This window comes from Sphingomonas sp. CFBP9019, assembly GCF_034045155.1.
In the GTDB taxonomy this organism is placed as follows: Bacteria; Pseudomonadota; Alphaproteobacteria; order Sphingomonadales; family Sphingomonadaceae; genus Sphingomonas; species Sphingomonas aerolata.
Genome location: NZ_JAXCWK010000002.1, coordinates 636,791 through 660,384 on the forward strand (window position 1 = coordinate 636,791; position 23,594 = coordinate 660,384).

Annotated in this window: 21 protein-coding genes and 1 tRNA gene; 16 read left to right on the forward strand and 6 right to left on the reverse strand. The window is 69.6% G+C overall.

All coding sequences use genetic code 11. From position 1 onward, the window contains the following. The first annotated feature begins 1 nt into the window (after window position 1). Complete coding sequence (cobI, locus tag SOM18_RS06970; protein WP_268745762.1) at window positions 2–772, forward strand: precorrin-2 C(20)-methyltransferase; 771 nt, start codon at window positions 2–4, stop codon at window positions 770–772. Continuing rightward, window positions 769–1,533, forward strand: coding sequence for a precorrin-3B C(17)-methyltransferase (gene cobJ, locus SOM18_RS06975; RefSeq protein ID WP_320481475.1), 765 nt, complete (start codon window positions 769–771; stop codon window positions 1,531–1,533). The genes cobI and cobJ overlap by 4 nt, the downstream gene beginning before the upstream one ends. Here the strand turns inward: cobJ and SOM18_RS06980 are convergent. Continuing rightward, window positions 1,509–2,258, reverse strand: coding sequence for a cobalt-precorrin-6A reductase (locus SOM18_RS06980; RefSeq protein WP_320481522.1), 750 nt, complete (start codon window positions 2,256–2,258; stop codon window positions 1,509–1,511). The two genes, cobJ and SOM18_RS06980, sit on opposite strands and share 25 nt — an antisense overlap. Between SOM18_RS06980 and cbiE the strand changes: the two genes are divergently transcribed. From cbiE to cobF, 6 genes are read left to right on the forward strand one after another with little or no spacing between them, the layout of a single operon-like run. Beyond that, on the forward strand, window positions 2,248–3,453 hold the full coding sequence (cbiE, locus tag SOM18_RS06985) for a precorrin-6y C5,15-methyltransferase (decarboxylating) subunit CbiE (protein ID WP_414712103.1): 1,206 nt from the start codon (window positions 2,248–2,250) through the stop codon (window positions 3,451–3,453). The genes SOM18_RS06980 and cbiE overlap by 11 nt on opposite strands. Further along, entirely contained in the window at window positions 3,450–3,815 is a 366-nt protein-coding gene (locus tag SOM18_RS06990) for a cobalamin biosynthesis protein (RefSeq protein ID WP_320481477.1), read from the forward strand. The genes cbiE and SOM18_RS06990 overlap by 4 nt, the downstream gene beginning before the upstream one ends. After that, window positions 3,812–4,597 carry a precorrin-4 C(11)-methyltransferase gene (gene cobM, locus SOM18_RS06995; RefSeq protein WP_320481478.1) on the forward strand — a complete coding sequence of 262 codons (786 nt, stop codon included), beginning with the start codon at window positions 3,812–3,814 and terminating at the stop codon, window positions 4,595–4,597. The genes SOM18_RS06990 and cobM overlap by 4 nt, the downstream gene beginning before the upstream one ends. An 8-nt stretch (window positions 4,598–4,605) precedes the next feature. Next, window positions 4,606–5,928, forward strand: a complete 1,323-nt coding sequence (locus SOM18_RS07000; protein ID WP_320481523.1) for a cobyrinate a,c-diamide synthase — start codon at window positions 4,606–4,608, stop codon at window positions 5,926–5,928. Then, window positions 5,925–6,644, forward strand: a complete 720-nt coding sequence (gene cobA, locus SOM18_RS07005) for a uroporphyrinogen-III C-methyltransferase (protein WP_031440828.1) — start codon at window positions 5,925–5,927, stop codon at window positions 6,642–6,644. Before SOM18_RS07000 ends, cobA begins: the two co-directional genes overlap by 4 nt. After that, window positions 6,641–7,408 carry a precorrin-6A synthase (deacetylating) gene (gene cobF / locus SOM18_RS07010; protein ID WP_235188379.1) on the forward strand — a complete coding sequence of 256 codons (768 nt, stop codon included), beginning with the start codon at window positions 6,641–6,643 and terminating at the stop codon, window positions 7,406–7,408. Before cobA ends, cobF begins: the two co-directional genes overlap by 4 nt. Before the next feature lie 3 nt (window positions 7,409–7,411). Here the strand turns inward: cobF and SOM18_RS07015 are convergent, their stop codons facing one another. Together SOM18_RS07015 and SOM18_RS07020 are read right to left on the reverse strand one after the other, a co-directional pair. Further along, entirely contained in the window at window positions 7,412–10,570 is a 3,159-nt protein-coding gene (locus SOM18_RS07015; protein ID WP_320481479.1) for a helicase-related protein, read from the reverse strand. Window positions 10,571–10,661: 91 nt separating this feature from the next. Then, the gene (locus tag SOM18_RS07020) at window positions 10,662–11,417 is read right to left on the reverse strand and encodes a Crp/Fnr family transcriptional regulator (protein WP_052380898.1); all 756 of its coding nucleotides are present in this window, start codon (window positions 11,415–11,417) and stop codon (window positions 10,662–10,664) included. A gap of 114 nt (window positions 11,418–11,531) precedes the next feature. Here SOM18_RS07020 and SOM18_RS07025 point away from each other — a divergent pair, with 114 nt between their 5' ends. From SOM18_RS07025 to SOM18_RS07060, 8 genes are all read left to right on the forward strand, one after another. Then, complete coding sequence (locus SOM18_RS07025; RefSeq protein ID WP_320481480.1) at window positions 11,532–12,653, forward strand: alpha/beta hydrolase; 1,122 nt, start codon at window positions 11,532–11,534, stop codon at window positions 12,651–12,653. 134 nt (window positions 12,654–12,787) lie between these two features. Beyond that, window positions 12,788–14,821 (forward strand): alpha/beta fold hydrolase, encoded by a 2,034-nt coding sequence (locus SOM18_RS07030; RefSeq protein ID WP_320481481.1) that lies wholly within the window; start codon window positions 12,788–12,790, stop codon window positions 14,819–14,821. 260 nt (window positions 14,822–15,081) lie between these two features. Then, a complete protein-coding gene (locus tag SOM18_RS07035) occupies window positions 15,082–16,998 on the forward strand; it encodes an HAD-IIB family hydrolase (RefSeq protein WP_306286318.1) in 1,917 nt (638 codons plus the stop codon). Then, the gene (locus SOM18_RS07040) at window positions 16,995–18,107 is read left to right on the forward strand and encodes a glycosyltransferase (RefSeq protein WP_320481482.1); all 1,113 of its coding nucleotides are present in this window, start codon (window positions 16,995–16,997) and stop codon (window positions 18,105–18,107) included. The genes SOM18_RS07035 and SOM18_RS07040 overlap by 4 nt, the downstream gene beginning before the upstream one ends. A 63-nt stretch (window positions 18,108–18,170) precedes the next feature. Next, complete coding sequence (locus tag SOM18_RS07045; protein ID WP_192008293.1) at window positions 18,171–19,091, forward strand: glycosyltransferase family 2 protein; 921 nt, start codon at window positions 18,171–18,173, stop codon at window positions 19,089–19,091. After that, entirely contained in the window at window positions 19,088–20,161 is a 1,074-nt protein-coding gene (locus SOM18_RS07050; RefSeq protein WP_320481483.1) for a glycosyltransferase, read from the forward strand. Before SOM18_RS07045 ends, SOM18_RS07050 begins: the two co-directional genes overlap by 4 nt. After that, window positions 20,158–21,066 carry a polysaccharide pyruvyl transferase family protein gene (locus SOM18_RS07055; protein WP_235188435.1) on the forward strand — a complete coding sequence of 303 codons (909 nt, stop codon included), beginning with the start codon at window positions 20,158–20,160 and terminating at the stop codon, window positions 21,064–21,066. The genes SOM18_RS07050 and SOM18_RS07055 overlap by 4 nt, the downstream gene beginning before the upstream one ends. Beyond that, window positions 21,063–21,989: a glycosyltransferase family A protein gene (locus SOM18_RS07060; protein ID WP_320481484.1), complete on the forward strand. Its 927-nt coding sequence runs from the start codon at window positions 21,063–21,065 to the stop codon at window positions 21,987–21,989. Before SOM18_RS07055 ends, SOM18_RS07060 begins: the two co-directional genes overlap by 4 nt. A 68-nt stretch (window positions 21,990–22,057) precedes the next feature. On the opposite strand, the gene nusG is transcribed toward SOM18_RS07060, so the two are convergent. The 3 genes from nusG to SOM18_RS07075 all read right to left on the reverse strand — a co-directional run bounded on the left by nusG (window position 22,058) and on the right by SOM18_RS07075 (window position 23,517). After that, window positions 22,058–22,594: a transcription termination/antitermination protein NusG gene (gene nusG / locus SOM18_RS07065; RefSeq protein ID WP_031393771.1), complete on the reverse strand. Its 537-nt coding sequence runs from the start codon at window positions 22,592–22,594 to the stop codon at window positions 22,058–22,060. 9 nt (window positions 22,595–22,603) lie between these two features. Next, entirely contained in the window at window positions 22,604–22,801 is a 198-nt protein-coding gene (gene secE, locus SOM18_RS07070) for a preprotein translocase subunit SecE (protein ID WP_031393770.1), read from the reverse strand. Between the two features lie 639 nt (window positions 22,802–23,440). Then, a tRNA-Trp gene (locus SOM18_RS07075) sits at window positions 23,441–23,517 on the reverse strand. Window positions 23,518–23,594 lie beyond the last annotated feature (77 nt).

Sequence of the window (23,594 nt, forward strand, 5' to 3'; positions counted from 1 at the left end):
CGTGGCGGAGCCATCCGCGACCCTGGTGCCGCCGCCGGGACAGGTGGTCGTAACCGGCACGATCCACGGCGTCGGGCTGGGGCCGGGGGCGTGCGACCTGATGAGCGTGCGCGCGGATCGGCTGGTACGCGGCGCGCGCCACGTCGCCTATTTCCGCAAGGCGGGGCGGCCGGGACAGGCGCGGCGGATCGTCGAGGGGATGCTGCGCGACGACGTGATCGAATATCCCATGGAATATCCCGTCACCACCGAGATCGCATTGACCGATCCGCGCTACAACGACCGGCTGTCGGGCTTTTACGCGGGGTGCATCGATCACCTCGCGGCGCTGGCGCTGGGCGGCGAGGACGTGGTCGTGCTGTGCGAGGGCGACCCGTTCTTCTACGGATCGTTCATGCATCTCTATACGCGGTTGCAGGGGGTCGCGCCGGTCGCGGTCGTCCCCGGCATCACCGGCATGTCGGGCGCCTGGACCGCGAGCGGCGCGCCGATCACCTGGGGCGACGACGTGCTGACGGTGGTAATGGGGACGCTGCCCGAGGCGGACCTGGTGCGGCGCATCCGCGACACCGATGCGCTGGTGGTGATGAAGATCGGCCGCCACCTCGCCAAGCTGCGCCGCGCGGTCGCCGCGGCGGGGCGCGAGGAGGCGGCGTGGCTGGTCGAATATGCCGCGATGGCCGAGCAGCGCGTCACGCGGCTGTGCGAGGCGGATGCGGTCACGCCCTATTTCGCGATACTGCTGATCCACGGGCAGGGGCGGCGGCCATGATCCAGAGCGCAGGGGCTGGCTGGCTGGCGATTGCGGGGCTGGGGCCGGGGGATACCGCGCTGGTGACGCCCGAGGTCAGCGCGGCGCTGACCGAGGCAACCGACGTGATCGGCTATATCCCCTATGTCGCGAGGGTTCCGGCGCGCGACGGTCTGACACTGCATGCGAGCGACAACCGGGTCGAGATCGACCGCGCGCGCCATGCGCTCGAACTGGCAGCGGAAGGCGCGCGCGTCGTCGTCGTGTCGTCGGGGGATCCCGGCGTGTTCGCGATGGCGGCGGCGGTGTTCGAGGCGCTCGAGGCGGGGCCGGCGGCGTGGGGAGAGATCGACATCCGCGTGCTGCCGGGGATCACCGCGATGCTGGCGGCGAGTGCGCGCGCGGGGGCGCCGCTGGGGCATGATTTCTGCGCGATCAACCTTTCGGACAATCTGAAGCCCCAGGCGCTGATCGAGCGGCGCGTGCGGCTGGCGGCGGAGGCCGATTTCGCGATCGCCTTCTACAATCCGCGATCGAAGGCGCGACTCGACGGGCTGGTCCGCGCGTTCGAGATCCTTCGCACGACGTGCGGCGACGATCGCCCGGTGCTGTTCGCGCGGGCGGTGTCGACGCCCGAGGAAGCGCTGTCGATCGTACCGCTGACCGACGCGCGCGCAGAGATGGCGGACATGCGGACGATGGTGATCGTCGGATCGAGCCTGACGCGGATCATCGCGCGGGCGTCGGGGCCGATCCTCTATACGCCGCGGTCGGCGCCATGATCGAGCCAGTCGAGCACCGCGTCGACCGTATCGACCGCGTGCCGCGCAGGCAGCGGCGGGCGGTCGATCATGATCACCGGCAGGCCGAGCGTGCGCGCGGCGACGAGCTTGGCCGCCGCGCCGCTGCCGCCGGCGTTCTTGCAGACGACCAGTTCGGTCGCGTGGTCGCGCATCAATCGGGTGTCGCCGGCCGCGTCGAACGGGCCGCGATCGACCACCAGGCGGTGGCGGGGGAGCGGCGGCGGATGGTCGGGCGTATCGACGAAACGCAGCAGATAGTCGTGCTGCGGCTGCTGCGCGAAGGCATCGACATGCATCCGGCCAAGCGCGAGCATCACGCGCTGCGGCGGGCCGGCGAGCGCCGCGACGGCGGCCGAGATATCGGCGACGCGGTGCCAGCGATCGCCCGCGACCGGGGTCCAGGCGGGGCGGGTCAGCGCGACATGCGCGACGCCTGCCCGTGCCGCGGCGTCGACCGCATGGCGGTGCATCTGCGCGGCGAAGGGGTGTGTCGCGTCGATCAGATGCGTGACGCGGTGCTCCTGCAGCCAGGCGACGAGGCCGTCGACGCCGCCAAAGCCGCCGATGCAGACGGGGACCGGCTGCGCGCGCGGGTTGGCGACGCGGCCGGCATAGCTCAGCACGGTCGGGTCGCCGCGCGCCGCGAGCCGTGCGGCGAGTGCGCTGGCTTCGGTGGTGCCGCCGAGAAGCAGGATGGTCGGAATGACTGAGGCTCCGTGGCTGACGATAGTCGGGATCGGCGAGGACGGCGTGGCCGGGCTGTCCGCCGCGGCGCGCGCGGCGCTGGCCGATGCCGAGATCGTGACGGGCGCGACCCGCCATCTGGCGCTTGCCGGCGAGCTTAGGGGGGCGGTCGAGGCTTGGCCAGTGCCGTTCGAGGACGGGATCGCGCGGCTGATCGGGCATCGCGGTAAGAGGGTGGTGATGCTGGCATCGGGGGATCCGTTCTGGTTCGGCGCGGGCACGTCGGTGACGCGGCATCTGGCACCGGGCGAATGGACCGCGCATCCCGCACCGTCGAGCTTCGCGCTGGCGGCGGCGCGGCTCGGCTGGGGACTCGAGGACTGCACATGCCTGGGGCTACACGCCGCGCCGTTCGGGCGGTTACGGCCGCATATCGCGCGGGGGCGGCGCGCGATCGTGCTGGTGCGCGACGGGGCGGCGGTCGGCGGGCTGGCGGCGTATCTGGATGCGGCGGGGTTCGGCGCGTCGGCGCTGCACGTGCTCGAGGCGCTGGGCGGGCCGCGCGAACGGATCCGCCACACGACCGCCGCGACGATCGCGTTCGACGACATCGCGCATCCGGTCGCGGTCGGGATCGTCTTCGACGGGGCGGGCGCGGTCCTGCCGCAGGCGGGGCTGTCCGACGCCTGGTTCGCGCATGATGGGCAGATCACCAAGTCGCCGATCCGCGCGGTGACGCTGGCCGCACTCGCGCCGAAGCCGGGCGAGAGCCTGTGGGATATCGGCGCTGGATCGGGATCGATCGGGATTTCTTGGCTCCTCGCGCACCCGTCAACGCGGGCAATTGCGTTCGAGGCGGATCCGGTGCGCGCGGGGCGGATCGTCGACAATGCGGCGACGATTGGCGTCGACCGGCTGATGGTGGTCGAGGGGCGGGCGCCCGACTGTCTCGGCGAGCTGCCGTGTCCCGATGCGGTGTTCGTCGGCGGCGGGCTGTCCGAGGCGCTGTTGCGCGCGCTGTGGCCGCGGGTCGAGCAGGGCGCGCGGATCGTCGCCAATGCGGTGACGCTCGAATCGGAGGCGCTGCTGACGCAGTGGCAGGCGGCGCAGGGGGGGAGCCTGATGCGGATCGAGGTGGCGCAGGCGGTGCCGATCGGGACACGGCGCGGGTGGCGCATGCAGTTCCCGGTGGTGCAGTGGACCTATCCGGCATGATCGTCGCCGGTTTTGGCTTCAACACGGCCGCGGATGCCGCCGCGTTGCGCGCCGCGCTGGCCGCCGCGCAACAGGGCCTCCCGCGGGTCGAGGCGCTGGCGGCGCCCGATGACAAGCAGGGGCTGCCCGGCGAGATCGCAGCGCTGCTGGGTCTGCCGCTGATCACGGTCGATCCCGCCGCGCTGATTGCGGCCAGTCCCGTCACCCGGTCCCCTGCGAGCCTTGCCGTGCGGGGGACCGGCAGCGTCGCCGAGGCCGCCGCGCTTGCCGCCGCGGGGCCGGGCGCGCGGCTGCTGACCCTTCGCCATATTTCGCCGTGCCGCCGCGCGACCTGCGCCATTGCCCAAGGATTTCGACCATGACCGTGCATTTCATCGGCGCGGGGCCGGGTGCGCCCGACCTGCTGACGTTGCGGGGGCGCGATCGGATCGCGATGTCACCGATGTGCCTCTATGCCGGGTCGCTGATCCCTGAGGCGCTGCTGGAGCATTGCCCGCCGGGTGCGCGGATCGTCAACACCGCGCCGATGGACCTCGACCAGATCATCGCTGAGATCGTCACCGCGCACGCGGCCGGACAGGATGTGGCGCGGCTGCATTCGGGGGATCTGTCGATCTGGTCGGCGATGGGCGAGCAGCTGCGGCGGCTGCGCGCGCTGGACATTCCGGTGACGATCACCCCCGGCGTCCCCGCCTTTGCCGCCGCCGCCGCCGCGCTCGAGGTCGAACTGACCTTGCCCGAACTGGCGCAGTCGGTGGTGCTGACGCGGACGCCGGGGCGGGCAAGCTCGATGCCGCCGGCCGAGACGCTCGCCGCGTTCGCCGCGACGCAGGCGACGCTGGCGATCCACCTGTCGGTGCACAATCTGGCGCAGGTCGTCGCGGATCTGCTGCCCGCTTATGGCGGCGACTGCCCGGTCGCGGTGGTGTGGCGCGCGAGCTGGCCCGACGAGCAGATCGTCCGCGCGACGCTGTCGACGATCGAGGCGGCGGTGACGGGGCGGCCCGAGCGGACCGCGCTGATCCTGGTCGGGCGCGTGCTGGCGCCGGGCGACTTCGCGACGAGCAGCCTGTATGCGCAAGGCTATGACCGGCGGTTCCGGCCGCAGTCGGCGGAGTCCCGGTTCGCAGGAGACACGCCATGACGCGCGGCATGACCCCGGGCCTGCTGGTCGCTGCGCCTGCGTCGGGAACGGGGAAGACGACGGTGATGCTCGGGCTGTTGCGGGCGCTGCGCGACGACGGGATCGCGGTGCAGCCGTTCAAGTGCGGGCCCGACTATATCGACCCGGCGTTTCACCGCGCGGCGAGCGGGCGCGCGTCGTTCAACCTCGACAGCTGGGCCATGACGGGGCCGCGGCTCGACGGGATCGCGGCGCGCGGCGACGATGCGGACATGACGCTGGCCGAAGGGTCGATGGGGATGTTCGACGGCGTTGCGCACGCAGGCGCGACGGGCAATGGCGCGAGCGCGGACGTCGCGCGGCGGATGGGCTGGCCGGTCGTGCTGGTGATCGACGTGTCGGGCCAGGCGCAGTCCGCGGCGGCGACCGCTTTGGGGTTCGCGCGCTATGATCCAGGCGTAAGGGTCGCAGGCGTGATCCTCAACCGCGTGGCGAGCGAGCGGCACGAGCGGCTGGCGCGCAGCGGGATGGAAGCGGTCGGGATCCGCGTGTTCGGCGCGCTGCCACGGCGTGGCGACCTGACGCTCCCCGAGCGACATCTGGGGCTCGTGCAGGCGATCGAGCACCCCGCGCTCGACGCGCAGATCGCGGCTTATGCGACGTTCCTGCGCGCGCATGTCGATATCGCCGCACTGCGCGAGGCGGCCGCCGCCACGCCGCGGCCGGTCGCGCAGGGGACGGTCGTGCCGACCCCGCCGGCGCAGCGGATCGCGCTGGCGCAGGATGCCGCCTTTTCGTTCACCTATGCGCATGTGCTCGACGGGTGGCGCAGCGCGGGGGTGGAGATCCTGCCCTTTTCGCCGCTGGCGGACGAGGCGCCGGCGAAGGATGCCGATCTGGTCTGGCTGCCGGGGGGCTATCCCGAACTGCATGCGGGTGCGCTGGCGGCGGCGGACCGGTTCCGCGCGGCGCTGGCGCTGCATGCCGAAACGCGGCCGGTGCACGGCGAGTGCGGCGGCTATATGGCGCTGGGTGAGGGGCTGATCGATGTGGACGGGACGCGGCACCGGATGGCGGGGCTGCTCGGGCTGGTGACGAGTTACGAGAAGCGGCGGATGCATCTGGGCTATCGCCGCGCGACGCTGCACGCGCCGATCGGCGGGATCGCGGCGGGGGCGATGCTGGCGGGGCATGAATTCCATTATTCGACGATCCTCGACCAGCCCGACGCGCCGCTGGCGCAGGTGGTCGACGCGAATGCGCAGGCCGTGCCCGAAACCGGCTCGCATCGCGGCGGCGTGACGGGTAGTTTCTTCCACATGATCGCCCCCCTTGGCCAACCGGCTGCATGACCGGTTTCGTTTCGTTCGTCGGTTCCGGCCCCGGCGACCCCGAATTGCTGACGCTGAAGGCGGTGACGCGGTTGCAGCGCGCCGACGTCGTGCTGTTCGACGATCTGTCGTCGGGCGCGGTGCTGGGTCATGCGCGCGTCGGTGCCGAACTGGTCGCGGTCGGCAAGCGCGCGGGGCGGCCGTCGCCGCGCCAGTCGCATGTCTCGCAACTGCTGGTCGACCACGCGCTAACGGGGGCGCGCGTCGTCCGGCTGAAGTCTGGCGATGCGGGGATGTTCGGGCGGCTGGAGGAGGAGATCGTCGCGCTGCGCGAGGCGGGCGTGACGTTCGAGATCGTCCCGGGGATCAGCGCGGCGAGCGCGGCTGCTGCCGCCGCCGCGATCCCGCTGACGCGCCGGCTGTCCGCGCGCCGGGTGCAATATGTCACCGGCCATGACGTGACCGGGCAGTTGCCGCAGCAGCGCAACATGGCCGCGCTCGCCGATCCGGAGGCGACAACGGTCGTGTTCATGCCGCAGCGGACGTTTCCGGCTCTGGTTGAGTCGCTCGTCGCACATGGCCTGCCGGGCGACACGACCGCGCTGCTCGCCGAGAATGTCGGGCATCCCGACCAGAGCCTGACCTGGTCGACGATCGCGGGGCTCGCGGCGCGGCTGGCGGGGGGCGTGTCCGACAAGCCCGCGCTGATCCTCTATGGATCGTTGATGGCGCCGTGAGCGGAGTCGACATCGCGATATCGCTGATCGGGATCGGCACGGGCAATCCCGATCATGTGACGCGCGCCGCAGTCACGGCGATGAACGCCGCCGACCTGATCCTGTTGCCGCGGAAAGGCGCGGGGAAATCCGATCTGGTCGATCTGCGCCGGACGATCTGCGCCGCGCTGCTGACCGGGCCTGCCAGAGTGGTGGAGTTCGATCTGCCCGAGCGCGATGCGGACGCGCCGTACCGTGCGGCGGTCGATGCGTGGCACGATGATATCGCGGCGGTGTGGGCGGCGCAGATCGCCGAGCATCTGCCGGGCGGAGGACGGGTCGCGTTCCTCGTCTGGGGGGATCCGTCGCTCTACGACAGCAGCCTCCGGATCGCTAACCGGCTGCGAGCGGGAGGGCGGTCGATCGGGGTCAGCGTGGTGCCGGGGATCACCAGCCTGCAGGCGCTGACCGCGGCGCATGCGATCCCGCTCAACACGCTCGCTGCGCCCGTGACGATCACCACCGGTCGGCGGCTGCGCGCCGAGGGGTGGCCAGCGGGGGTCGAGACGCTGGCGGTGATGCTCGACGGGGCGTGCGCGTTCGAGACGCTCGCACCCGAGGGGGTCATGATCTGGTGGGGGGCGTATCTGGGGATGGCGCAGGAGGCGCTGGTCGCCGGGCCGCTCGCCTCAGTCGGGGCGGAGATCATCACGTGCCGTGCCGGACTGCGCGCCCGGCACGGCTGGATCATGGACGTGTATCTCCTACGCCGCACGGGCGGCTGAGCGTCACTCCGACAGGTCGCTCAGCAGCTCGCGGACGCGGTCGAGGCGGGCGAGGGGATCCTCGATCCGTTCGCGGACCAGCCAGCGGCGCTTGGCCTGTTCGAACGGCGCGGGCAGGGCGGCGGTGGGGTCGCCCGGGGTGAAGGCGATGGCGCCCGGGCCGACATCGATCTGGCGAATTTCGGCGGCGGCGGCGAGTGCGCGGATCCGCGCGCATTCGAGCAGGCGGACGGCATTGTCGGGAAGTGCGCCGAACCGGTCCTCGAGCTCGGCCTGGAACGCATCGAGCGCGGCGATGTCGGTCAGATGCGCGAGCTGGCCGTAGAGCGTCAGCCGCAGGTCGGTCTCGGGGATCCACTCTTCGGGAAGCATGCCGCCGACGCCGAGATTGAGCACCGGCTGGCACTGATCGACCGGTTCGCCGCGCGCGGCTTTCAGCGCGCGACCCAGCAGGTGCTGGTAGAGGTCGATACCGATCAGCTTCATGTGGCCGGCCTGATCCTCGCCGACCAGATCGCCCGCGCCGCGCATGTCGAGATCACGCGCACTGATCGCGAAGCCCGCGCCGAGCTGGTCGAACGCCTGGAGCGTGCGCAGGCGCTTCATTGTCGCCTCGGCGATCATGGCCTCACCGTCGGTCGACAGCAGGATCTGACCGCGCCGGCCGCCGCGCCCGACCCGGCCGCGCAGCTGGTGGAGCTGCGACAGGCCGAACCGGTCGGCATGGTGGACGATCATCGTGTTGGCGCGCGGCACGTCGAGCCCCGCCTCGATGATGTTGGTCGCGAGCAGCACGTCGCCGTCACCCGCGGCAAAGCCCGCCATGGCGTCGTCGAGCTCGGCGGCGTCCATCTTGCCGTGCGCGATGACGAGGCCGAGTTCGGGGACGAGCCGCGCGAGCGTCTTCGCGAGCGGGGCGATGTCCTCGATCCGCGGCACGACGACGAAGCTCTGGCCGCCACGCGCGCGTTCGCGGCGGAGCGCCTTGCGGACCGCGGCGTCGTCGAACGGCGCGACGATGGTGCGGATCGGCTGGCGGCGCGCGGGCGGAGTCGCGATGACCGAGATCGCCTGGATGCCGACCATCGCCGACTGGAGCGTGCGCGGGATCGGCGTGGCGCTGAGCGTGAGGACATGGCCCGCGCCCATGTCGCGCAGCGACCCCTTGGCCTTCGCGCCGAACCGCTGTTCCTCGTCGATCACGACGAGCGCGAGATCGGCAAAGGCGACACCCTTGCCACCGACCGCGCTGGTGCCGACCACGACCGCGATCGACCCGTCGGCAAGCCCGGCGCAGACGCGCTTGCGCTCCGCGGGCGTCGACAGCCGAGACAGCGCAGCGACCTCCAGCCCGGTGCCGACAAAGCGCGTGCGGAACGTTTCAAGATGCTGGCGGATCAGCACGGTGGTCGGTGCGACGATCGCGACTTGCCGTCCCGCGAGCGCGACGAGCGCGGCGGCGCGAAGTGCGACCTCGGTCTTGCCATAGCCGACATCGCCGACGATCAGCCGGTCCATCGGCTTGCCGCTGGCGAGATCGCTACGGACCGCGGCGATCGCACGCGCCTGGTCGGGGGTCTCGGCAAAGGGAAAACCCGCGGCGAAACGTTCGTAGAGTGCGACATCCGGGACGATCGGCGGTGTCGTCCGCGCGTCGCGTTCGGCAGCAACCGCCTGAAGCGCACGTGCGCTTTCCGCAATCGCGGTGTCGATCGCGGCGCGACGCTTGGTCCAGCTTCCCCCGTCGAGCGTGTCGAGCGTCACCGCATCCGCGTCTGCGCCATAACGCCAGATGCGATCGGCTTCATGCACGGGTACGAGCCGGCGGGCGCCCTTGGCATAGTCGAGCACGATCGCGTCGGCCGCGACGCCATCGAGGTCGGGCAGCGCCTCGACCCCGAGAACGCGACCGATGCCGTGATCCTCATGCACGACAATGTCGCCGGTCTGCAGCGTCGCACCTTCGGCAAAGGCCGCAACGCCAACACCGGGGCCGTCGTCCAGTCGTGCGCGGCTGCCGAGCAGATCGGCGGCGGCGACGATGGTGAGATCGGCATGGACAAAGCCCTGGTCGAGCGGAGCGCAGAGCAGTGACACCGAACCGACGGGTGCGGCCGCCGCCTCAGCAAGGCTGTCGACGTGTTCGGCGTCGACGCCGAGCCGCGATGCGAGGAAACGAAGGTCACGCGCGGACCCGGCGATCGCGAGCCGGCCGTCGGCGATCACCGAACGGGCGAAGCGGCGGAACGCGCGGACCGGATCGCGCCGCTCGATGAAGCGCGGGGTGCGTTCGACCGGGGTGTCGGTGGCGAGGCTCTGGCGGCCGACGGTCGCCTTGTTCCAGGCGCGCGTGTCGACCAGCGCGGCCTTGACCTGACGCGCCGCGGTGCCGTCGGCGGCAAGCGCCAGGAACCGCGTGCGGCGGTCGGCGACCAGAGGGTCGAAATGGAGCGCGGCGTCGGGCAAATGCTCGGTAATCGCGACACCGTCACCCAGATCGGGTTCGCAGGCGCGACCGACGATTACCGCGTCGAGCGTTTCCAGGCTGCGCTGCGACACCGGGTCATAGCTGCGGATTTCGGTGATGACCGAATCGTCGTCGAATTCGATCCGGGCGGGGTTCGCACGATCGGCCGGAAACAGGTCGACGACGCTGCCGCGGATCGCGATCTCGCCGGGTTCGTCGACCCGGTCGTCGATCGTGTAGCCGATCGTTTCGGCGAGCGCGGGTAGCGCGGCGATGTCGATCGTGTCGCCGACGCGGAACACCGGAGGCGCCTCGTCGAATGCGGCAGGGGCTGGATAGCGGACCGCGCTCGCCTCGGCGGAGAGGACGAGGAGGATCGGGTCAGTCGAGGTTGTAGCGGTCGCGGCGCGCAGACGGCGCAGCGCCTCGACCCGGCGGCCGACATTGGCGGCGCTGGGCGGCGCGGAGTCGCCGGGGAGCGCATCGCTCGCAACGAGATGGACGACGGTCATCGCAGGGGCGAACCCCTCAGCGAGACAGGCGATCGCCTCGGCGCGCGACTCGTCCTCGACTACCAGAATGGCACGGTCGATCCCGGCGGTCAGCAACTCGGCAACGACGATCGCCGCGGGCAGAGTTGCCGGTGCAGCGCGCGTGTCACCCGGCAGGTCGATATGGTCGGTACGCTTCAGCATGGCCCCTCCGGTCGGGCCGTTGGCGCCCATTGAATGAACGGTATGCGGACCGGCTCGTTCCGTGATCCGTGCACGAAATGTTCCGACCGGCTCAGCCGAGCAGGCGTCGATACTCGGATTCGGCATGGCCATAGGTGTCGCCCGCCATGCGCATCAGAATGTCGCGGTCGCGAACCAGCACACGGCCGCGGACCGAGCGAATCGCATGCTCCTCCTCGAGCCGGTGGAGCGCTTCGGTCACGCTGCTGCGCCGGACGCCGAGCATCAGGCGGAACTCCTCATGCGTCATGCAGATCGCGTCGTCGCGGATGCGATCGTGATAGAGCAGGATCCAGCGCGCCATGCGTCGCTCGATCGAATGCGCAAGCGACGATACGATCGTGCGGCCCATCTGGGTCATGAACACCTGCACGAAACGGAGCAGCGCGAGCTGCAGCGTGTCGCTCTGCGCGGCGGCGGCGTGGAAGCGGTCGAGCGGCAGCTGCAGCGCGACGCCCTGTTCGGCGCGCATCACGACGTCATAGGGCGAGCGGTTGTCGCCGAGCAGCGCGGACCAGCCGACAAAGCCCTCCGCGCCGATCAGCCCGACCGCAAAGCGATGATCGCCCTCGAGCGCGTCGAGCACGCCGGCGATCCCCTCCTCGGGAAAGCAGAGCGTCTCGATCCGGTCGCCCGCACGCGTCAGCGACTCGCCGACCGCAAAGGGGACGCGGTCGAGATGCGGGGCGATCAACGCGAAGTCGTCGGGGCTCAGACGCTGAAGCAGCCGGTTTCCTGTGCCTCGCGCCGACGACGCGTCGCCAGCCCCATCCCGATCGATGGTCTCCAGTCGATTGTCGCCCGCCATCACGCCCCCTGAAACACTGCATGAATTCAATACGATCCGGTCTTCGTCCGGTTTCGTACAGCAACTCCCACGCCGCCGCCGGGGTTGCGCCTCTCAATGATACAGGAGGCAATTTTGACACATTCCATTCGACGGACGCTGCTCGCCGGCGTGTTTGCATCGACGCTCGTACTTATCCCGGGCGCCGCGCTCGCCCAGTCGGCGCGGAGCGTCACTGCGCCGCCTCCGCCCCCGCCGCCTGCCACCAAGATGGCGCCGGCCAAGGCTGCGCCCGACATGCAGGCCGTGCTCGACGCGCTGGCCGGCCTCGGCGGCAAGCCGATCGAGACGCTGACGCCCGCCGAAGCACGCCAGCAGCCCTCGGCTGCCGATGGCGCCAAGGCGGTGATGGCACAGAAGGGCATGCCAACGACCCCCGACGCATCGGTGACGACGCAGGACATGCCCTATGGCAGCGACGCCAAGCAGTTCGCCCGCGTGTACAAGCCGGCGAGCGCGGCCAATGCCAAGGGCCTGCCGGTCGTGGTCTATTATCACGGCGGCGGCTGGGTGATCGCGGATGTCGCCACCTATGACGCGGCACCGCGCGCGATGGCGAAGGCGCTGAACGCGATCGTCGTGTCGGTCGAATATCGTCATGCCCCCGAGTTCAAGTTCCCCGCACAGCATGACGACGCAGCGGCAGCCTATCGCTGGACGCTGGCCAATGCCGCGGCATGGGGTGGCAACCCGGCGAAGATCGCGGTTGCGGGCGAGAGCGCCGGCGGCAATCTGGCAGTCGCGACGGCGATCTATGCCCGCGACAATCGCCTGACCGCGCCGCTGCACATCGTCTCGGTCTATCCGATCGCCAACAGCAGCAAGACGCTGCCCTCGCGCAGGGATTCGGCGAATGCGAAGCCGCTCAACGGTGCGATGCTGCCGTGGTTCGGTTATTACTACCAGACCAGCAAGGCGGATGCGCAGGATCCACGGCTGAACCCGGTCGGGGCGAACCTGCGCGGGCTGCCGCCGACGACGATCATCAATGCGCAGATCGATCCGCTGCGGTCGGACGGCGAGACGCTGGCCGCGGCGATGCGTGCGGCGGGCGACAAGGTCGAGCAGCGTACCTTCCCGGGCGTGACGCATGAATTCTTCGGCATGGGCACGATCGTGCGCGGCGCCAAGGATGCGAACGATCTCGCGGTCGCACGGCTGAAGGCGGCGTTCGCCATGGCTCCTGCGAAGCGCTGATGCGTTGGGAGGGGGATAGTTTCTCCCTCCCATTTTTGCAGCGAGTAATGCCATGACGTCGACGACCCATGCCTCTTCGCCCCGCTATCGTGCCTTCGGGCGGGTTGTGGCCCTGCTGATGGCGGAGCGCTGAGATGCCCGTGATAACCACGCCAACGCTGGCGATCGCCTATACCGATACGGGCCCGCGCGAGGGCGATGCGGTGTTGTCGCTGCACGGCTGGCCCGATGACTCCTCGACCTGGGACGACGTCCTACCCGCGCTGCACGAAGCCGGACTGCGGACGATCGTACCGAGCCTGCGCGGGTTCGGCGAAACGCGGTTCGTGGCGGCAGATACGCCGCGCACCGGCAACAGCGCGGTCCTGGCGATGGACGCGATTGCGCTGATGGACGGGCTGGGGATCGCGCGTTTCATGGTCGCGGGGCATGACTGGGGCTCGAACATCGCCGAGGCGCTGGCGGTCGGTTGGCCCGAGCGGGTGCAGCGGATCGCGATGCTCGCGACGCCGCCGCGACTGGGCGGCATGCCGACGCCGCCGTTCGAACAGACGCAGCGGCAATGGTATCACTGGTTCATGGCCACCGCGCGCGGCGCGCAGGCGGTGCGCGATGACCCCAGGGGGTTTGCGCATGTCCACTGGACCAACTGGTCGCCGCCGGGCTGGTTCGACGAGGCGACCTTTGCACGGGTGGCGCGCGCATTCGGGAATCCGGACTGGGTCGACGTCACGCTGCACAGCTATCGCGCGCGCTGGGACGAGGCGGCACCCGATCCCGCGAGCGTCTGGCTTGAGGAAGCGGTAAAGGCGAGCGCGACGCTGTCGCTGCCCGCGCTGTACATTCAGGGTGCGGAGGACGGGGTGAACCCGCCGAGCGCGACCACCGCGGTACCGGAGAAATTCTCGGGACCCTTCGCCTTCGTCACCTTGCCGGGCGTCGGCCATTTTCCACAGCGTGAGCGGCCCGAGGCGGTCGCCGACCTGCTCGTCACGCTGTTCACCGGCGATCCCGCCACCTTGTCCGACACGATTTACCGGAGCCACGACATGTCCAAGTTCAAACCCCTTCTGGCAGGTGCGGCGCTGTTCGCGCTCGCCGCCGCCGCAACCGCGGCCGGCGTCGCACAGGCCAAGACCGCGGCGAGCCCGCTGACTCAGGTGGCGACGTTCGACCACCAGGTGACCGGCGTCGCGGTGACCGCAGACGGACGACGGTTCGTCAACTTCCCGCGCTGGACCGACGATGCGCCGATCTCGGTCGCCGAGGTGCTGCCGGACGGAAAGCTTAAGGCCTATCCCGACGATACGTGGAACAGCTGGCGCAACGCGCGCGCGAACGAATTGCCGGTCGGCGACTATTTCGTCTGCGTTCAGTCGATCGTGCCCGACGGGCACGGCAATCTGTGGGTGCTCGATCCCGGCGCGCCGGGTAACGAAAAGCCGCTCGAGGGCGCGCCGAAGCTGGTCAGGATCGATCTGGCGACGAACCGCGTGACCAAGGTGATCAAGGTCGCGGCCGATGTTGCGCTGCAGGGCACGTACCTCAACGACATCCGCTTCTCGCCCGACGGCAAGACCGGCTACATCACCGATTCGGGCACGCGCGGCGCGATCATCGTGATCGACCTGGAGAGCGGCAAGGGAATGCGCGCGCTCGACGGGCATGGCTCGACGCAGATCGACAAGAGCGTGACGGTCATGACCGACGGCAAGCCGCTGGTCCGTCCCGATGGCCGCCAGCCGGCCTTCTCCGCGGACGGGATCGCGATCTCGAACGATGGCAAGACGCTGTATTACCAGGCGCTCACCGGCAAGACGCTGTACGCGATCGATACCGGGCTGCTCCGCGAGGGCGTGAGCGCAGCGCAGCAGGCGGCGGGGGTGAAGACCATCGCGGAGACGCATGTCGCGGACGGGCTGTGGATGAGCAAGGCGGGGGTGCTGTACATCACGTCGCCGACCAACGACAGCATCACGCGGCTGGTCGGCGATCGTGTCGAGCCGGTGCTGACCGACAAGCGGCTGCGCTGGCCCGATACGTTTTCGGAAGGGCCCGATGGCCGGATCTATGTGACAGCGAGCCATATCCAGGACACCAGCTGGTTCAAGCCGGGTGCGCCGGCATCGCTGCCGACCGCTTTGTTCGCATTCGACCCCGCGCGGTGACATGAACGGGCGCCCCGGGCATGCAGACATGCCGGGGCGGCTCTGCCCGGCAGCGGCGGAAAACGTCAGATTGCAACAGGGTTAACATAGCGCAACGCGATAACCGCGCACCCCGGGATCGAATGTCGTGGCGTGTCGTTTCGCCATACTAACGATACGGGGTCGCCTTGTTCATTCTGCATTTGGCCCTCGGGGGCTGCCTGAAAGCGCCGCCCATCGACTTCGGCATTACGGCCGACTCCGGGGGGCATCTGGCGTATGTGGTCGACGCAGCGCTGGTTCAGGCAGAGCTTCCCGGCGTGGACCGGGTCTCGATCGTTACCCGGTTGTTCCGGTCTGCGGATCTGCCATCCGTGCATGGCCAGCGATCGGAGCGCGTCACCGACAGGTTGACGATCGATCGGGTCGATAGTGGCGACGACCGCTATCTCGAGAAGGAGGCGCTCGCCGCCGACTTGCCCGCATTCACCGAGGCGTTTTGCCGTCACATCGCCGGACTGGCGGTCATGCCCAACGTCATCCATGCGCATTTCGCCGATGCCGCAGCCGTCGCGATCGAGGCACGCCGCCGGTTCGGCATTCCGTTCGTGTACACGCCGCATGCGCTGGCGATCGACAAGCGCCGTCAGGGCCTTGGCGGAGCCGAACTCGGCACGCGGATTGCGGCGGAAACCACCGCGATCGCTGCGGCAGACGCGCTGATCGTATCGACGCGGGACGAGGCCGAACGGCAGGTCCCGGCCTATGGCGTCGGGGTCGCGGGCCGGATCCACTGCGTGCCGCCGGGCGTGCCCCGCCGTCCCTATGCAGGAGGCACAGCGACGTTGGTTGACCGTCTGGGAGACTGGCTCGATCGGCCGGATCTCCCGATCCTGCTAGCGATCGCGCGACCGGTGGCGAAGAAGAACCTCGCGGTCCTTGTCCGCGCGTTCGCGGCGGATCCGGTTCTGCACGAACGTGCGAATCTGGTGATCCTCGCCGGGCAACATGGGGGCCAGTCGTCGAGCGAGGAACGGGCGGTGCTGGGCGAGCTGCAGGCGCTTGCCGCTAGTCCTGCGCTGCGCGGGCGGTTTGCCTTGCCGCCGCGGCACGATGCTTCGGACGTCACTGCGCTGTACCGGCGAGCGGCGGCAGGCGGCGTGTTCGTCAACCCGGCGCTGCACGAGCCGTTCGGGCTGACCCTGATCGAAGCGGCAGCGGCCGGCGTTCCGGTCGTTGCGACCCGCAACGGAGGGCCAGCGGAGATCGTCGCGCAGATCGGTCACGGCTTGCTGGTCGATCCGCGCGACGAGCCGGGAATTGCGGCGGCGTGTCGTGCGGTGATCGGGGATGCGGGGCTTCACGCGCGGTTGAGCCGGGCGGCACGTGTCGGAAGTGCGGCATATGACTGGCGGCGCTATGCCGATGCAGCGATCGACATCTACGCGGCGTTGCGGCGCCAGCCTGCGCTGCTGGCCTGCGACATCGACAACACGCTGACCGGGTCGGTCGATGGCGCGGCGGCGTTCGCACGCTGGCGGCATGGCAGCAGCCTGCCGTTCGTGGTCGCGACGGGGCGCAGCTTCGCCGAGGCGCGCGCGGTGCTGGCGCAGTGGCATTTGCCCGAGCCGGACGCGTTCATCGTCGACGTCGGGACGCGGATCCTCCGTCCGGCGGCACATGGCGAGTGGCAGTGCTGCGCCGCGTTCACTACCGCGCTTGATCAGGACTGGGACCGGGCGGCGGTACGTGCGGCGATCGCCCCGCTCGGCATCTGCGCCCAGCCGGTCGTTACCGAGGGCGCGCACAAGCTCAGCTTCTTTGGCGACGCCGCCGACGTCGCAGCGATCCGCACGGCTCTGGCGCAGGCGGGGCTTGCAGCGCGGGTCGTGTTCTCGCACGGTCGGCTGATCGACGTGCTGTCCCCCGGCGGCGGCAAGGCGGCGGCGATCGCGGCCTATGCGGCCGGGTTGGGGCTGACGCTCGACGACTGCATTGCAGCGGGCGACAGCGGCAATGACCTCGACATGCTCGACGCGTGCGGGTTCGCGATTGTTGTTGCCAATGCGAGTGATGAACTGGCGACACTTGCCGCGCGTCCCGGGCTGCATCGCGCCACGCGCAACCATGCCGCCGGGGTGATCGAGGGGCTGGCGCGGCTCGGATTGACCACGCCGGCCGTGCAAGTCGCGGCATGACGCGTCCGTTCGGCTATTTCGTCCACCATCAGGGTCGCGGGCATGCGGAACGCTGTGCCGCGATCCTGCAGGCGCTGCCGCCGTCGCGTCCCGTGACGATCTTCTGCGCGCGCGACGACATCTTCCCCGCGCTGCCGGCGCAGGCGCGGATCGTGATGATCCCGTCGCTGTTCGAGCCGACCGGGGCGGAGGTGGCGATGGACTGGGTCGCGACGCCCGCGACGCTGCACTGCGCGCCGCTCGGCTGGCCGGGGATCCGAAGCGCGATGGCGACGATCGCCGACTGGTTCGCGCAAGCGGACCCCGCGCTGATGATCTGCGACGTGTCGGCGGAGATCGCACAGCTGGCGCGGATCTGCAGCGTGCCGCACGTGAAGGTGCTGCAGCATGGCGACCGCGGCGATGCGGGGCACCGCGCGGCCTATGACGGCGCCGCCGGGCTGCTCGCCGCATTCCACCGCGATCTCGCCCAGCCCGATTGGGACGCGGCGATGGTCGAAAAGACGTGTTTCGCGGGCGGGCTGGGGGTCGATACGCAGGGCCCCGACCGGAGCGCGGCGCGGGAGCGGCTGGGGATCGGCGAGCGCGAGGAGATGATCCTCGTCATGGCCGGCGGCGGCGGCAGCGGGTTCGGCCAGGCGCCACTGGGCGTCGGCGCGCGCAGCCGGCCTGCCGCGCGCTGGATCACGATCGGGCCGGTCGTGCGCGACTGGCATGCGACCGAACCCGCCAATATCGACCATCGCGGCTGGGTGGAGAATGCGGCGGACTATGTCGCGGCGGCCGACCTGGTGATCGCGTCGACGGGGAACACGACCTGCCAGCAGATCCTGGCGGCGGCGCGGCCGTGGATCGCGGTGCCCGAATGGCGCTATTTCGACGAGCAGCACCGCAAGGCGGACGCGCTCGGCGCGGCGGGGGTGGCGTGCACCCGGCCGCATCTGCCGTCGTCGGCGGACGCGTGGACCCAGGCGATCGACGCCGCCTATGCGCAGCACCGTCCCGAACGGCAGCGCGCGATGATCGCCGAGGCTCCCGCCGACGATGCCGCGCGCTGGCTCGAGGCGCTGGCGGCGCGGCTCTGGGGCACGGCACCGCACCCGGCCTGATCCGTTCTGCCCCCGTCGTTACCCTGTTCCGTCCTGTTCCCAGATCCCATTGGAGCCCTGCCCATGTCCGCTATCTCGATCGTCACGCTGGCCAAGGGGCGGGCGGAGCATCTCTACAATCTGGTTTTGGGGCTCACGAGACAGACGACCCCGCCGCGCGAACTGATCGTCGCGGTGATGCAGGACGAGCCCTATGTCCTGCCCGAGACGGATTTTCCGGTCCGCCAGCTGATGATCGCGGGCGAGGCGTTGCCGCTGGCCGCTGCGCGCAACCTGGCGGCGCGGACCGCGACGGGGGAGGGGCTGATCTTCCTCGACATGGACTGCATCCCGGCGCCGGGTCTCGTCGCGGACTATGCCGGGCACCTCGCGACCTATGACGGGTTGCTGATGGGCGAGGTGATGTACCTGCCGGGCGGCGCGACGAAGGGGGACTGGCGCAGCGAGGATTTCGCGGACGTCGCGGTGCGGCATTCGGACCGGCGCGGACCACCCGCCGAGGGGATCGAGGCGTGCGGCGACTATCGCTGTTTCTGGTCGCTCAACTTCGCGATGCGGCGCGCGACCTTTCTCGCGGTCGGCGGGTTCCACGAGGGCTATAACGGCTATGGCGGCGAGGATACCGACTTCGGCAAGGTGCTCGACACCGCGGGCGTGCCGATCGCGTGGATCAAGGGCGGGCTGGCGCATCATCAATATCATCCGCACCACATGCCGCCGGTCCATCATCTCGACAGCGTGATCCGCAATGCCGAGCTGTTCGAGGCGCGCTGGGGCTATCGGACAATGGGGCACTGGCTGCACGCGTTTCGGCTGATGGGGCTGATCGACGACCGGCCCGGCCAGCCGATACGCGTGCTCCGCCGCCCCGATGACGCGGATCTCGCGCTGACCGGACAGCAGAGCCACCAGCCCTATGCCAATACCGCAAGCGTCATCCGGCTGCTGGAAGAGCGTGTCGCCGCGAGTGCCGCGGCGGCGTGAGGATCGCTTTGCTCTCGCACGTCCGCCAGCGGATCGCGCAGCCGTTCATGGGCGGGATGGAATCGCACAGCTGGTATCTGGCCGAAGGACTGCAGGCACGCGGGCACGACGTCGTGCTGTTCGCGAGCGGCGACAGCGACCCGCGCTTCGCGATCGATCCGGTGCTGCCCCAGCATTATGAGCGGGTGTTCCCCTGGGCCGAGCATCGCGGGTCGGCGCCGCTGATCGCGCATGTCGACCAGGGCTATATCGCGGCGTGCGAGAGGATCGCGGCGGGTGGGTTCGACGTGGTGCACAACAACAGCCTGAGCCGCTTCCCGATCGAGCCGCAGCGGACCGCGATCGTGCCGACCGTCACCTCGCTCCACGTGCCGCCCTATGACGCGCTGCACTGGTTCGTGAAGGCGAGCCCGTCACCGACGCACCGGCTGACGGTGACGTCGCAATCACAGTTGCGTGCCTGGTGGCCGGACGGTGCGCCCGCCGAGGCGTCGGTGCTACACAACGGCATCGACCCCGCCGCGTGGCGGTTCTCGCCCGCAGGGGACGGCAGCGCGGTCTGGTCGGGACGGATGACGCCGAACAAGGGGCCGCATCTGGCGGTGCAGGCGGCGCGGCACGCAGGCGTGGCGATCACGCTGTACGGGCAGATCGAAGATCCGGACTATTGGGCGGCCGAGGTCGCGCCGCATCTGGGGCCCGACGTGCGCTATGGCGGGCATCTGGACGGCGCGGCGCTGGCGTCGGCGCTCGGGCAGGCGTCGGTGTTCCTGTTCACGCCGTGCTGGGACGAGCCGTTCGGGCTGGTCGCGGCAGAGGCGCTGGCGTGCGGCCTGCCGGTCGCCGCGCTCGACATGGGCGCGGCACGCGAGGTCGTGGGTGAGGCAGGGTGTCTCGCTGGGCCGGGCGACGTCGAGGGGCTGGCGGCGGCGATCCCTGCGGCGATGGCGATCCCGCGCGATGTACCGCGCGCTCGGGTCGAACGGCTGTTCACGCGCGACCGCTGGCTCGACCGGTGCGAGGCACTCTATGCGGAGGTATGCGCGGCCAAGGCGGAGATGGTCGCGTGACGGTGTCTGCACGGATACAGGGCGACGACGTGGTCGCGGTGCAGCAGGCAGCGCTGGCGGGGCTGTACCGGCAGCATGTCGGGCCCGGCGACCGCTATGCGCTGCTCGACTTTCCCGATCACGCCAATGTTGGCGACAGCGCGATCTGGCTGGGCGAGATCGCGATGCTCCGCGCGATCACCGGGCGCGATCCCGATCATGTCTGCACCTGGGACGCGTTCGACGCGGACGCGTTTCGCCTCGACAGCCCGGCGGGGGTCGTGTTCCTGCACGGTGGCGGCAATCTGGGCGATATCTGGCCGCATCATCAGCGGTTTCGCGAGGCTATGCTGGCGGCGTTTCGCGACCGGACGATCGTCCAGCTGCCGCAGTCGATCCATTTCCGCGCTGTCGAAGGGCTCGACCGTTTAGCTGCCTGCGTCGACGCGCATCCCGATTTCCACCTCTATGTCCGCGATGCCCGCAGCCTCGACCTTGCGCGGCACCTGTCCTGCCCGGTCGCGCTCGCACCCGATTCCGCGTTCGCGCTGGGGGCGCAGCCGCGTGGGGCTTCGGATTGCGACCTGCTGATGCTGATGCGGACCGATGACGAGCGCGTGGCGGGGGATCGCGGGCCGGTGCCGGAGGGGGCGGTGGTGCTCGACTGGCTCGAGGACGGCGTGCTGCCCCTATGGGAGGCGGGGATGCCGCGTGCTGCACACTATGAGCGGCTGGCTGGTGCGCGGGTCGCGCGCGGGCTGGCGCTGCTGTCGCGCGGGCGGCAGGTCGTGACCGACCGGCTGCACGCGCATATCCTCGCGCTGCTGCTGGGCATCCCGCACGTCGCGCTCGACAATGATTATGGCAAGCTGTCCGCCTATATCGCCGCCTGGACCGCGCGATCGCCGCTGCTGCTGCGCGAATGATCGACGTCAGTGTGCTGATCTGCACGCGCGACCGGGGGGCGTCGCTGTCGCGCACGCTCGATTCGGTGACGCGCGCGGTCGGGGTTGCGGGGGACGTGGCGGTCGAGATGGTGGTCGTCGACAACGGGTCGCGCGACGACACCGCGGCGCGGCTGGCGGCCTGGCAGGCGGAGCAGGCGTTTCCCGTGCTGCTGCTGGCCGAACCACTCGCGGGGCTGGCGCGGGCGCGCAATCTGGGGCTGGCGCATGTCCGCGGGCGGATCGTCGCGATGACCGACGACGATTGCGTGCTGAAGCCGGACTATCTGCTCGCGCTCGTCCGCCGGTTCGCGGGGATCGCGATGCCGACGATCGTCGGCGGGCGGATCCTGCCGGGCGATACCGCAGACCTGCCGGTGACGCTGAAGCTCGAGGATCATCCGATGGAGCCGGTGCCGGGCGCGTTTCCCGGCGGATTCGTGATGGGGGCCAATCTAGCCTTCACGCACGACGTCATTGCGCGGACGGGGCCGTTCGATACGCGGTTCGGCGCGGGCGCGCGGTTCGTCGCAGCGGAGGATACCGATTTCCTGTTCCGCGCGATCGCGGCCGGGGTGGTCGTCGCCTACGACCCGTATTTCGTCGTCGAGCATCATCATGGGCGCTGCCGGCCCGACCAGGTAATCACGCTGCTCGCGGGCTATGGCTATGGCGACGGCGCGCTCTACGCCAAGCATATCCTGACCGACCGGCGAATTCTGGGCGCGATCCGCCGCGACCTTGGCGATGCGCTTGGCGAGATCCGCGCGGGGACGCGGCCCTTTCCCTATATCCGGCGCTTCCACAGCTTCCGCCTGCGCCACGTGTTGCGCGGCTTCATCGCTTATGCGGGCGTCGAGCTTACAGCGCGGGCACGGCTTTGGCCCGCACACGAAAAGGCCTGATGCCGCGGCGTCGCAGCATCAGGCCTCTGATCATTCGTATCGACTGAGCCCGCAGACTCAGGCGGTGATTACTTCGAGCGCTCGACCTGCTCGAACTCGAGCTCGACCGGGGTGGCGCGACCGAAGATCGACACCGACACCTTGACGCGGCTGCGGTCGAAATCGAGTTCCTCGACCAGACCGTTGAAGCTCGCGAACGGACCGTCGAGCACCTTGACCTGATCGCCGATCTCGTAGTCGACCTTGACCTTCTGCTTCGGCGCAGCGGCGGCCTCTTCCTTGCTGTTGAGCATCCGCGTGGCTTCTGCCTCGCTGATCGCCTGTGGCTTGCCCATGCTGCCGAGGAAGCCGGTCACCTTGGGGGTGTTCTTGACGAGGTGATAGACGTCGTCGTTCATGTTCAGCTTGGCGAGCACATAGCCCGGCATGAACTTGCGCTCGACCGCGATCTTTTTGCCGCGACGGGCCTCGGTGATCGTCTCGGTGGGGACTTCGATCTGCTCGACGAGCTGCTCGAGACCCATGCGGGTCGCCTCTGCCATGATCGAGTCGCGGACCTTGCCCTCGAAGCCCGAATAGGCGTGAATGATGTACCAGCGCGCCATGTGCGGACCTTATTGAGCGAGTTTCAGAAGGGCGGTGACGATCGCCTGAAGGATCGAGTCGACGCCGAAGAAGAAGAGCGCCAGGATCGTCGTCATGATGACGACCATCACCCCGGTCATGATCGTCTCGCGACGCGTCGGCCACGTAACCTTCGAGGTTTCGGTGCGGACCTGCCGGATGAATTCGAGTGGGGACGTTTTAGCCACGGTGCTGTTCGAACCCGCCTGATGGAGACATGAAAAGAAGCGAGGCATAGACCCATAACCCGCTCCCTGTGAAGGGTCGCCCCGTCAATAGGGCCCCGTCAAAGGGGTCGGGCATGCGTCCGTCTCGCTGTCGGATGGCGGCGCAGATAGCTTCCGCGCCGACGGAACGCAAGGGGCGGGGCGGCAGCGTCCGCCGGGCGGCCCTGTGATGGCCCGACTCGGCAGCGCGTACGCCGCGATGCACCAGCCTTTCGCACACGGTTAAAAGCATAAGGGGATGCGTAGGAGGCGGGACCGGAAGGCGCGGGGGCGGGCGTTTGCGCCCTCTCCCCCGCCGGCCGTCAACCGGTGCCGGTCTTGCCGGCGGCGCCTCTCCTGCGTTTCTGTTATGTTTGCCGGCGTGACGGACCGACATCGGTATATCAGCGCGCAGACCAAAAAAAAGGCCGGTCAAAGACCGGCCGTAAAAGTTTTAGGAGAGGATGCCTGAAAGGCACAGTCTTTGTGCATCGCAGCAGCGAATTTCACAACTGCGCAAATTGCATTATGAAATGCGTTTTGTGCAATCGTGACAGGCGCAGTACGTCGGCCGCTGACCAATGGGTAACGGCAGCTGTCGATCGGCGATGTGAGAAGATCTGGCAGGAGTGCTCGGATTCGAACCGAGGGCCTTCGGTTTTGGAGACCGACGCTCTAACCAACTGAGCTACACTCCTGTGCGGTGGCGGGCTCTAGCGCCATGTCCGCGGCAGGGCAAGCACCTGTTCATGCCCGACGCACGATTGTCGAACGT

What these genes read in the sequence shown, in the direction of transcription:
- SOM18_RS07020 (WP_052380898.1), bottom strand. Translation starts at nt 11,417, where the DNA reads ATGGCGGGCGACAATCGACTGGAGACCATCGATCGGGATGGGGCTGGC.
- nusG (WP_031393771.1), bottom strand. Translation starts at nt 22,594, where the DNA reads ATGGCGCGCTGGTACATCATTCACGCCTATTCGGGCTTCGAGGGCAAG.
- SOM18_RS07060 (WP_320481484.1), top strand. Translation starts at nt 21,063, where the DNA reads ATGATCGACGTCAGTGTGCTGATCTGCACGCGCGACCGGGGGGCGTCG.
- SOM18_RS07015 (WP_320481479.1), bottom strand. Translation starts at nt 10,570, where the DNA reads ATGCTGAAGCGTACCGACCATATCGACCTGCCGGGTGACACGCGCGCT.
- SOM18_RS07000 (WP_320481523.1), top strand. Translation starts at nt 4,606, where the DNA reads ATGACCCCGGGCCTGCTGGTCGCTGCGCCTGCGTCGGGAACGGGGAAG.
- cobA (WP_031440828.1), top strand. Translation starts at nt 5,925, where the DNA reads ATGACCGGTTTCGTTTCGTTCGTCGGTTCCGGCCCCGGCGACCCCGAA.
- cobM (WP_320481478.1), top strand. Translation starts at nt 3,812, where the DNA reads ATGACCGTGCATTTCATCGGCGCGGGGCCGGGTGCGCCCGACCTGCTG.
- SOM18_RS07040 (WP_320481482.1), top strand. Translation starts at nt 16,995, where the DNA reads ATGACGCGTCCGTTCGGCTATTTCGTCCACCATCAGGGTCGCGGGCAT.
- SOM18_RS06990 (WP_320481477.1), top strand. Translation starts at nt 3,450, where the DNA reads ATGATCGTCGCCGGTTTTGGCTTCAACACGGCCGCGGATGCCGCCGCG.
- cobJ (WP_320481475.1), top strand. Translation starts at nt 769, where the DNA reads ATGATCCAGAGCGCAGGGGCTGGCTGGCTGGCGATTGCGGGGCTGGGG.
- cbiE (WP_414712103.1), top strand. Translation starts at nt 2,248, where the DNA reads ATGGTCGGAATGACTGAGGCTCCGTGGCTGACGATAGTCGGGATCGGC.
- SOM18_RS07045 (WP_192008293.1), top strand. Translation starts at nt 18,171, where the DNA reads ATGTCCGCTATCTCGATCGTCACGCTGGCCAAGGGGCGGGCGGAGCAT.
- SOM18_RS07030 (WP_320481481.1), top strand. Translation starts at nt 12,788, where the DNA reads ATGCCCGTGATAACCACGCCAACGCTGGCGATCGCCTATACCGATACG.